At 46.2% G+C, this 11,389-nt stretch carries 9 protein-coding genes; all 9 read right to left on the reverse strand.

Going from position 1 to position 11,389, the window contains the following annotated elements; translation table 11 throughout:
* The coding region (locus tag QZU58_RS10235; RefSeq protein ID WP_363174835.1) for a MerR family DNA-binding transcriptional regulator at window positions 1-75 on the reverse strand (75 nt) is incomplete at its 3' end.
* 31 nt (window positions 76-106) lie between these two features.
* On the reverse strand, window positions 107-727 hold the full coding sequence (locus QZU58_RS08905; RefSeq protein ID WP_294496141.1) for a hypothetical protein: 621 nt from the start codon (window positions 725-727) through the stop codon (window positions 107-109).
* 267 nt (window positions 728-994) lie between these two features.
* Window positions 995-3,655: a type I DNA topoisomerase gene (gene topA, locus QZU58_RS08910; RefSeq protein ID WP_294496153.1), complete on the reverse strand. Its 2,661-nt coding sequence runs from the start codon at window positions 3,653-3,655 to the stop codon at window positions 995-997.
* A 104-nt stretch (window positions 3,656-3,759) separates the two neighbouring features.
* Window positions 3,760-5,091, reverse strand: coding sequence for a protease SohB (sohB, locus tag QZU58_RS08915; protein ID WP_294496143.1), 1,332 nt, complete (start codon window positions 5,089-5,091; stop codon window positions 3,760-3,762).
* A 292-nt stretch (window positions 5,092-5,383) separates the two neighbouring features.
* A complete protein-coding gene (locus tag QZU58_RS08920) occupies window positions 5,384-6,742 on the reverse strand; it encodes a sugar efflux transporter (protein WP_294496145.1) in 1,359 nt (452 codons plus the stop codon).
* 108 nt (window positions 6,743-6,850) lie between these two features.
* Complete coding sequence (locus QZU58_RS08925; protein ID WP_294496147.1) at window positions 6,851-7,744, reverse strand: S1-like domain-containing RNA-binding protein; 894 nt, start codon at window positions 7,742-7,744, stop codon at window positions 6,851-6,853.
* Between the two features lie 260 nt (window positions 7,745-8,004).
* Window positions 8,005-8,295, reverse strand: coding sequence for a 50S ribosomal protein L25 (gene rplY / locus QZU58_RS08930; protein ID WP_294462245.1), 291 nt, complete (start codon window positions 8,293-8,295; stop codon window positions 8,005-8,007).
* 294 nt (window positions 8,296-8,589) lie between these two features.
* A complete protein-coding gene (locus QZU58_RS08935) occupies window positions 8,590-10,335 on the reverse strand; it encodes a carbon starvation protein A (protein ID WP_294496149.1) in 1,746 nt (581 codons plus the stop codon).
* A gap of 329 nt (window positions 10,336-10,664) precedes the next feature.
* Window positions 10,665-11,389: quinolinate synthase (locus QZU58_RS08940; RefSeq protein WP_294496151.1), on the reverse strand; the 725-nt coding region annotated here is incomplete at its 5' end.

Below are 11,389 nucleotides of genomic sequence, written 5' to 3' on the forward strand. Positions count from 1 at the left end.
TTCCCAGTTACGTAAAGTCTGAACATGAACACCAAGCAATTTAGCAGCCTGTCCAATTGAAATAATCTTATTCATTACAAATAAACCTATAACTATTTTGAATGTATTATAAACTATTTATAGATTTAGTCAAACAGTTGTTAACCCTCATGACGTTCTGTTCCTTATCATTGTCGACGGTATAGAATTTTCTGTTCCGAGGATGCAGAAAAAGAAACGCCGTTCCACCGGGTTTCCGTTCCGGAATATTACCGGAAGGTGCAGAGGCATAGTAGCACTTTGGATTTCTGATGCCTGCTTCCTTGTATATTATGTAGCTGCGATATACAGTTCCGTGATGTACGCTTCCCTCTGTTCCCGCACGGCTGCTGCGGAACTCAACGGCCACACCGACGGGCTCAAGCATCACCGGGTATACGCGTCTTCTTAAATAGATACGCATACCGAGACAGAACAGGTGACAAATCAGAAGATACAGAGCCTGACAGATACATACTATTCCAAGCACTGCCAGCATGTATACCGCCTTCATGCTCAGAAACTGAACCACACAGGTTGTAATGTAGATTATCAGAAAACAGACTGCTGCAACCGAAGCAAAACTGTAGAAAGACCTCCCCGGCCCCCTCTTACAGGAGGCGTCAACCACCGGTTTCTTAAAAATAATCCCGGTTTTTTCCAGTTCTTCAACCGTTATACAGTAATCAGGCAGATTGATGTTATTCATGGCCATTCCAAAAAGGGAACAGGGAACCGATAAATCTTTTACTGAGATTTTAGTTAACCGTGCCGTTTTAGGCAACAGAATCCGGGAATAATCCTGTTTTTATTTTAAATCTTTTGATACAGACTACTGTTTTTGGTCCGTAGCCGCTGTTCGGACACCGACTCATCAGGCAACTGAACGCAATTCTGCAGGGACGCAAAAGCCGGCATCACCGCGACACCGAATGTCACCATAATGCCGGCTCCTTATCAGACTGCCGCTACCCCGCTATTTGGCCTTTGAGCTCTTTGCGGTTCTGGTACTTTTGGCGGTCTTTGATGACTTGGAAGACTTCTCTGCGGAAGCCACCTCCCATTCTTTGGTTTCTTCGTTGTAGAACGCAGTAAATCCGGTTGATTTACCCTCCGCGTTTTCAGCCATTACATACTGCTTCTTTGTCTTACGTGAGAAGCGTACAACCGTAGGATTACCGTCTCCGTCAGCCACAGGTGCGGTAACAAAGTATTTGAACTTTTCCGGAAGCTTATCCTTATGGGCAACAAGTTCACTTACCTTCGGAGCTCTGGTCTCACGAACCTTAGGGAATGCATTGGATGCCAGGAATATACCTGAAGCGCCGTCACGAAGCACAAAGTTTGACTTGCCGTCCTTACACAGCAGATCTTCAAACTCGACAGGATCCTCACGCGGAGGAGCTATCTCGCCGTTCTTGAGAATCTTACGGGTATTACCGCATTCCTTGTTGGTACATGCCATATAACTGCCGAAACGGCCATTCTTGAGCTCCATTGTTGAGCCGCAGCGTTCACACTCGATGGTAGGACCTTCAGCTCCCTTGAGCTTGAAATTTCCTTCCTCAATTTCATATCCAGGACAGTTAGGATTTGCGGAGCAGATATGAATCTTGCGGTGCTCATCAATCACATAGCCTGTCATTACCGAATTACAGATCGGACAGCGACGCTTGGTTCTGAGGAATTCACTCTCGGAATCCTCATTAACAAACATCGGCAACTGATCCTCGGCAACAAGATTTATGGTCTTACGGCAGGAGTTTTCAGCCTTTCTGGACTTACCGGAGTAGTTTGAACATGCCAGGAATACGCCGGTGGTGGCATTCTTGATGACCATGCTGCTGTGACATTCAGGGCACAGAATTGACGTAGGCACGGAGATGTTGCTGTGCATGCCGCCTTCATCCTCAGATTTACGTGCGGTATCAAGTTCTTCCCTGAAGCCCTTGTAAAAATCATTGAGACAGGTAAGCCAGTCCAGACGATTTTCAGCGATGTCATCCAGCTTGTTTTCCATCTCCCTGGTAAAATCATAGTCCATTAAGTCATTGAAGCTGCTCTTCAGACGATCGGTTACGATTTCCCCCATCTTTTCGGCAAAGAAACGGCGCTGATCAATCTTTACATAACCTCTTTCCTGAATTGTGGAAATAATGGTTGCATAGGTTGACGGACGTCCGATACCTCTCTTTTCCAGTTCCTTAACCAGAGTGGCTTCAGTATATCTCGGTTCAGGTCTGGTAAAGTGACGGTCTGCCAGAATATCAGAGACGGCAAGCTCGTCACCCACGCTCATTTCAGGAAGCAGCACGTCCTTACGGTTACGGTCAATCTTCATCCAGCCGTCAAACTTAATGGTCTTACCTGATGCCTTAAATCTGAAGTTGCCGGCATCCACCTGAATTTCGCGGTTAAGCATAACGGCATTGCTCATCTGACATGCCAGAGTACTGTTGCGTATCAGTGTATAAACTTCTGCCGCATCACGCCCCAGAGCCTTGGAAATCACTGCAACATCGCGTTTGATGTCTGTAGGTCTGATGGCTTCATGCGCATTCTGTGCATTATCAGAGGAGCTGTAGTGACGTTCCTTTTGAGGGAGATAGTCTGAGCCGTAGGTAGTACCGATATAGTCCCTGATGTCAGAAAGGGCTTCCTTGCTGAGATTCAGGGAGTCGGTTCTCATGTAGGTTATGAAACCTGCTTCATAAAGGGCCTGAGCCAGCATCATGGTTTTCTTTACGCCGAAGCCGAGTCTGTTCGATGCGGCCTGCTGCATTGAAGAGGTGTTGAGAGGAGGATATGGAGCGGTCTGCACTTCCTTCTCTTCGTTTTTGGATACCCTGAATACCTGATTCTTCAGTTCCTCGAGGTATCTGTCGGTCTCTTCCTTTGAACCTGAATGGAAAGGCTTGTCCTTGTAATGGGTTAAGGCAAATTTTACCTCATCCTCATTCTTCTTCAGGAGGGCATCAATGTTCCAGTACTCTTCAGGAATGAAAGAACGGATTTTCTCTTCCTTCTCCACCACCAGACGCACTGCAACAGACTGAACACGCCCGGCACTGAGACCGCGTCCGACCTTCTCCCACAGAAGAGGTGAAACCATAAATCCCACAACACGATCCAGGAATCTTCTGGTCTGCTGTGCGTTAACCATGTTCAGATCAACCTCTGACGGATGCTTAAACGCCTCGGTAATGGCATTTTTGGTGATTTCGTTAAAAACCACGCGCTTGAATTTTTCCTTAGGTAAACCGATTACTTCCTGCAGATGCCAGGCAATTGCTTCTCCCTCGCGGTCCAAATCGGTTGCGAGATATACATAATCACTCTTCTTGGCTTCAGCCACCAGCTCGGCAACTACCTTTTCCTTGCCGGGAAGAATCTCATACTGAGGAGCCCAGCCCTTTTTTTCAGGATTTATGCCCATGCGGTTAAAAAGCTTGGCATCCTTTTCCGAAGCCGTACGGGCTCTCTTTACAGTTTCACCTGCCGCTGCCTTTTTGGTTACTCCGGAAGGAAGGTCTCTTATATGACCGACGCTGGACTTAACCACATAATTACTGCCCAAATACTTGTTTATAGTATGTGCCTTAGCCGGGGATTCCACTATAACCAATGACTTACCCATACCGCAATGTACCTCAATACTGTAAGGCTCCGTCCCGTTTGCAGGAGCCACATTAACTCTTATTCTTTTTAAAATATAAATCTATACGATACAGTACGCAATGTCTATCTGTAACCTTTAAAACCTAAGCGCTGTATCACATCGGTAATAACTCCCGCCACCGCAGATCTGGACAGGAATCTGTTTACCAGGTTGTTTTTCTTCTTTTCGGTATAACTTACGTTGAATACCGCAGCGAAGTTATCCATGTTCTTTATGATGTATTCGTCAGATGTCATGAGCTCGTCAACCAGACCAAGCTCCTTAGCCTCTGATGCCAGCCACACCTCACCGGTTGCCAGCTTTTCAATATCCACATTCTTTCTGAAGCGTGCCACGTGAGACTTGAAGATTCCATGAATCTGACGAAGCTCCTCACGGCACTTTTCTCTTGCCTGTTCGGTATTCTCTCCGAACGTTGAAAGAGTTCTCTTATATTCACCGGCAGTAATCTGTTCATAGTCGACATCATACTTTTTCATGAGTCTGTGGAAATTAGGCAGTTCCATCACCACACCTATTGAACCGATGTATGAGAACGGAGCGGCAATGAGATTGTCTGCCACACAAGCCATGAGATAACCGCCGCTTGCGGCAACCTCATCAACGGCCACAGTAAGCTTTGCACCGTTTCTCTTGAGACGTTCAAGCTGAGAAGCGGCAAGACCGTATCCGTTAACGGTACCGCCGGGTGACGTAAGACGGACCACGACTTCATCACCTTCTGAAATCTCATCGGCAAGAAGGTTTACCGCACGTCTGAGATATTCAACCTCATTGCAGTCGGTTGAACCGTCAAAATCAATAACAAACATCAGTCTGCCGGTTACGGAAACCGTCATGTCTGAACTTACTGAAAGCGTAAAGCCGTTAGCCTCCTTAAGGTTAACGGTTTCGATTTCTTCAATTTCTTCCCCTTCAGATACGTCCGCACTTTCACCTGAAACGGAGGTATCGGCTTTTGCACCGTCCTTCCCATTTTTCAGAGTTTCGGCTGATTCGGCAGTTGCTGCGGCTTCGAGTCTTTCCTGTTCCTTTTTTCTGAAATTAATCAGCGCCTCAAAGCCCTGCTGTACCAGCTTCTTGTTATCGTCCTTCTCATCGCCTTCCTTAAGTTCAGCGCCTTTATCCTTTATCTTGCTGAAGACCTCATAAGTGTCGTCATCAAGAGCCTTGAGCATGCTCTTCTCGAGCTTTTCCTTTTCGTCACTCAGCTTATCACCATAGTTTTCAATGGTGAATATAATGTCATCATCCTTCTTTCTGCTTTTGCCTGACACGGCGGAAACAACAGACTTGATTACAATTCCGCCGACCACGACGAAAATCACAAGCACACCGAGAATGATTGCCACCTTGGATGCAAAAAGCAGCAGTTCTGACCAGAAACTATTCATAACTGGATGATTCCTTAATTTTCAGTACCGGGATAATCCCCTGTTCCGGAGTACTACCGGAACACGATATTGCTTTATTATGACCAAACGGTTCCCTTAGCAGGATACCCGCAGTCAAAAATATGTGGTAAATTACAGATATAAAACATATTTTGTCAAGATCAGTCGGATAAAATTTTCATTTAGATATGAATTTTGTCTATTTTACAGACAATTTTCCGACAAATTAGCCAAATACGAGGTACGAATGACACATACGGACGTACCATTAATATAAGGACACGCAAAGGTATCAGGATTCTGCTCCTTCAACCTTAACCTTCCTGACAAAAAACAGCAGGATGAGAGCCAGTGCGGTAAAGACAATCCCAACCCTGAATACCATGGCAGAACCTCCGTAATTGAGAGCCTTCGATACCAGATAACCGGAAATAATCCCCCCTGTATTTACGCTGTTGTTGTAAAGCGTAGTGGCCTGCCCCGGAAACTTAGGCAGCAGCTCCTGCATGTAAACCATGCCGAGACTGGCAAGAATTCCGATGAATATGGCATTCAGAACCTGCATGGCAAGGAGAGACCATGCACTTGCCGTTACAAAGGAAAGGCACAGATAGAAGGAACAGCCGAATACGGCACAGAGAATAATAAGTGTTTTAAGACCTGTTCTTTTGGCAAGCCTGCCACAGAATATCATCACGGGGATCTCCAGAAGAGCCGCAAGGCCCATCATTATTCCCGGCAGGCGATCCGTTTCCACAAATGATCCGGTAATGGCAGATTCCTTTGTAACGAATATCGGCATGCTGATAAGATATGCCGAGTTACAGCACCAGAGCAGCATAAAGGCCAAAAAGAGAAAGGCAATACTCACGAAATTGCCTGATTTAAAAAGCTTAAACAGACCGCCTGAACGTTTTGTCTCATTTTCCGCTGTTTCCGATATCCCGCGATCCTCCGGTTTGGCGGAAGCAGACTCCCCATTCGTTCCCCCGGCATCATTCTCCCTCTCCCTGTCAATCAGATCTCCGATTGATGATGACGGTGCACTTTCAAAATCGTGTACGGAGCCTGTTTTAAAAAGAGCCTTCGGCATCGTGAAGCAGGCAACAACTGAGCCGGTCAGGAAAATGAAGGCTGCCACCATGAAGGTAAACCTGCTGCCGAAATCCACAAAAATCGTATATGCTATCGGAGGAGTCATCACCCATGCCAGAGAAAATACAGCTCTGATGTATGAGGTAAACATCAGGGCATCCCCGTATTTTAATAATGCGTATTCCCTTGCAAGTGCAAATACCTGAGGAGTTGCAACCATGGACAGACTGGAAAAAAGCACACCTACGGTGACGATTATTCCGTATGACGGGAAAAATATGTACGTAAGGGCCATCAGAGATCCTGCAACATATCCCAGAATCATGAGATCCCTTCTCGAAAGCTTTGAATCAGAGAATCTTGCTATGATCTGCGTTACCACAATACCGCTGATGGCGGAAACCGTAAAGAAATTACCAAGCTGATCCTTGTCTGCATGAACCTCGTTCAGCAGATACAGACTCATTATAGGCAGAGTCATGGCAAGTGATGAACCGGAACAGAATATCAGGATCAGGAATGAGAAAAATCTTTTGTTAAGATACTCTTTAATCATAGGAAACCGCCTGCAGATTGCATTATGCTTTGCATATCGGACAACATACCGTACCGCTTTATAAATTTTAACGGATAAGACCTGAAAGTCTTATCCGTTATTCTGTTTTTAACCTTCTCCGGATTCTTCAGCTGCAGGATTTTCATCAGCTTCCTTAGGCTTTTCAATAATTCTGATTCCGTTATCAAGAAGTTCAATACGGTGAAGCTTATAGAGATTTCCGATAACCTTTTTAAACTTGCCCTTGCTCATGTGGAAACGCTGCTCAATTTCCTCAGGACTTGAAAAATCACCGTACGGAAGGAAACCGTCGGCAAGAGCCAGCTCGCGCAGCAGAAAATCCGTACTGCTGGCAACCCCCGTCATTCCGCTGCCGGAAAGGGAAAGATTAACCTTGAAATCCCTGCGTACGGAATGAATGTAGCCCTTGAGCCTCTTCCCCTTTACAAGATTTACACCGAGTGCGTCCTTTTCAGCCAGAAGGCCGTAAAAGCTGTTGTTGACAAGCATCTTAAAGCCTAACGGAGTATGGCTTATTACCGTAAGCTCCACCCTGTCACCGGACTTCAGCTTACAGCCTCTCGGCAGGGTTTCACTTATGAAGCGGTCAAACTTCTGTGTGGCATACAGACGTCCTTCACGATCCTTTGCAACGTATACCAGACATTCATCACCCGGCTTCAGTCTGTTTAACTGTTCCCTAAACGGTATCATCAGATCCTTGCGGATTCCCCAATCGAGATAGGCTGCCCCCGGAGTCACGTCCTTAACCGTAAGTCTTCCCGCTTCACCTAAAAGAATGCGCGGACGATGTGCAGTAACAGTCAGCCTGCCGTCATCCATATAGCAGAACACCTCAACAGTCAGGCCTGCGGCAGGGTTTTCCGGAAGCTGTGAAAGAGGAAGAAACACTTCACCGTATTTTCCGGCATCCAGAAAACCGCCTTTGTCATCAACCCTGACAATAGCGAGTTCATTCATTTTCCCAATTTCAACTTCCATAAATCCTCTGCCTTTTATACGAAACGGGAGATCCCCCGTTCCATCCTAATATTCTCCGTCACCATGCTGCCGAAACGAAATACGTAACGCCGTATACATTACCGGCCGCGGTGTGACACAATAAAACATATCAAATGATATGTCTGCCGTCATTTCGGAAATTCTATCCTGTTTCACGGCTAAAAAAAAGCGTCCTGAAATAAAAATGAATTTACTTTCAGGACGCTGCTTGCAATAAATTCAGTAATCAGTAAACTGAATTACACACGCATGAAGTCGATGTGAATTAAGGTGCCGTTTACAGGATGACGCTGAATAGCTACAGGCTTAACAGCAATTTCTTCACCACCGGCTACAGCTAAAACGATGCTGTCTTCATAGAAAGACTTGTTCTGCTGAGCAGTGAAGAGCTTAGCGTTATCTAAAGATAAAGCTACAGGTTCCTTATCACCGCCGTAAACAATTACTGGAAGGAGGTTAGAACGACGAAGGCGGCGGCTCGCACCTTTCCCGAAGTCGTTACGAATCTGGGCATCAAACTTATAAGCCATTTTGAATTCTCTCTATATAAATATTAAACAATACGACTGACAATGCGACCGTCGTCAGCCAATAAAAAACCGGTTCACCGATTTATGCGTGCGAAGTTTATCATCTGTCCGTTTTTTTATCAAGGATTTTGTGGAACAAACCTCATTTTTCACAATCATTTCTTTTTCTGAAAAATTACCGGCGTTCCATCTTTCTGCATACAGTGCAGATTTTGGCGGCTTTACGATTAATGCTCCGCATACGGATGCCTGCCGTTCTCACCGGCCTCAGCGAGAATGACAGACACGGAACCGCTACACCCTGTACCTTATGGTTCTTATAACAATGGTAAGTGAAAGAAGAACCAGCATAAGAGCCATAAAAATCAGGAATATGGATGATACGGTAAGTACGGCATTGGTACTGAAGTATTTAGCGGCAATTTCCACAAGCCCCCATATACTCATTACTATCATCAGAACGGTAGGAATGAGTGCAATCAGATAATGAGACTTCTTTGCGAACAGATAGATTGTTACCGCAAGAAGAGTCAGTGATGCCAGAAGCTGGTTTGAAGCGCCGAACACCGGCCATATGGCGGTGGCACTTCCTGAAAACACCATCAGACCGGCAAGAAGAAGCACAAGCAGGGATGCCATAAAGGCGTTTGCGGAAAACTTTCTGACAACTCCAATGACACCTAACATGGCATCCATGACGGCACCGTGTTTCTTTCTTGGAGCAACGAAGTCAATCTTCTGCTTTTCGGTTCCGTTCTCCTTATTCTGCTGACGTGTGTATGAAGGAGAAAAAAGCTCCTGCCACACAAATCTGCCGAGACGGGTTGCCGTATCAAGCGATGTCAGCATGAATGCGGAAATTGAAAGACTGATGAACACCGTGCAGAGTTCCACAGGAAGACCGAGAGCCCCCACAAAGGTGCCGATACCTGAACTGAAGGCCGTTACAGGATTTTTAACCGCTTCGGCAAAACTGACGTCAGAAAGCCAGATGACGGCAATGAGGCTCATCACGCCAAGAACACCTTCCACAATCATGCCGCCGTAACCTATAAGCTGAATATCCTTTTCGGCACGAATCTGCTTTGACGTGGTTCCTGAAGACACAAGAGAATGGAAGCCTGAGCAGGCACCACAGGCAATAAGGATAAACAAATCCGGGAACAGACTGCTTCTGGATGTGCCGTTATCCACCACAAACCCGGTAAAATCTGACATTTCGATCGATGGATTGTAAACGACAATACCAAGAACACCGAGAATAATCATGGCATAGAGAAGATATGAGCTGAGATAGTCTCTCGGCTGAAGCAGCCACTGCACCGGACAGACTGATGCAACCAGGGCATAAATACCGAGGAATGCAAGCCATACGTTGCGCACGCCTTCCTTCTCAAGACCGAACAGTGCGCCGAGATCCAGCGGGAATTTGTAGGCCACATACACGGAAACAAAAACCAGCGGTACGAAAATAATGCTGGCAGTGCGAAGTGACACACCTTTTGAAGTAACAAAACCAAAAACAGGTGCCATCAGAATAAAGATAATGGATGCGGTGGCAACGGCAGGATTTGACACAAAGGTATTAGCAACCAGTGTACCGAATACGGCAACAACCAGTATCAGACAGGCCCAGCAGAAAAACAGGAACAGCTGACGCCCCCAGATACTCATAATCTTTTCTATGATGTAGCCGATTGAGCGACCGTTATTGCGCACTGACAGAAACAGTGCGGCAAAATCATGCATTGCCCCAATGAACACGCATCCGATAAAAATCCACAAAAGAGCAGGAAGCCATCCGAACTGACAGGCAACAATCGGTCCGATGATTGGACCGGCACCGGCTATTGATGCGAAATGATGACCGAAAAGCACTCCCGGATGGGTAGGAACATAGTCCACACCGTCTTGATTTACGACTGCAGGAGTAGGAATACTGTTGTCAACTTTAAAAAGTCTGGCAATGAAACCGCCGTAGAACTTATACCCCAAGGCAAAATACAGCAGTGCACAGACAAGAAGAATCAAACCGTTCATATTATCTTACAACAAAGAGGGCTCTTGAGGCCAAATCAGATCAGAAGAACATCCGAACTCCGGACTGTCCAGGCTCCCAAAAACACCTTCAATCTCCAAAGGTACACACTGAAAAAATAAAAAATGCTCCTAAAAAACGAGCTTGTCCGGCACGAATTATATCACAACAGATCACACTGCTTAAGATAAAACAGACAATGGATTATCCATGCAGGCAAAACAGGTTATATTACTCTTCCGGCAATAATGACGGAAAAGCCGCAGCTTATTAAACTAAGCCGCGGCTTTTCATAAATATGAAGAGCGGACAGAGGTCCGCAACGACATCGTCAGATGCGGACACCTGCGTCGTAGAGAGCCTGAACCGAACCGGCTTCCTTAAGCCTGGTTGAGAAATCAAGAAGTCTGTTAAGGGATACGAGGGCCCCCTTTCTGATATTCTCGTCCACATGGATCTCATGACCTTCAGGAGAATCAAGAAGCTTTTCAATTAAAGGAAGGGTATTCTGTCTCATCCACGGACAGTGTGCGCAGCTCTGACAGGTGGCGCCGGCACCGCCGTTCGGAGCAGGAATGAGAACCTTGTCGGGACATGCCTGAGATATTTTGTAGAAAATTCCCACATCCGTTGCAATGATGAACTCACGCGCATCCATTTCCTTAACCTTGTTAAGGATCTGAGATGTTGACCCGGCAAAATGGGCAAGAGCGGTAACGTCAGCCGGAGATTCAGGATGTACAAGAACCTTGGCGTCCGGATGCTCCTTCATAAGAGCCTTAAGAGCGGTTGCCTTGAAATCGTCATGAACAATGCAGTGAGCCTGCCACCTCAGCATTTCAGCTCCCGTCTGATTACATATGTATGAACCCAGATGACGATCCGGAGCCCAGATGATTTTTTTACCGCAGAGCTTCAGATATTCGATCATTTCAAGAGCTATTGAACTGGTAACCACATAATCGGCCCTGGCCTTAACTGCTGCCGAGGTATTGGCGTAAACAACGACGCTGTGATCAGGATGCTCATCGCAGAATTTACCGAATTCATCGGCAG

The organism is uncultured Ruminobacter sp. (assembly GCA_902764345.1).
Taxonomy (GTDB): Bacteria; Pseudomonadota; Gammaproteobacteria; order Enterobacterales; family Succinivibrionaceae; genus Ruminobacter.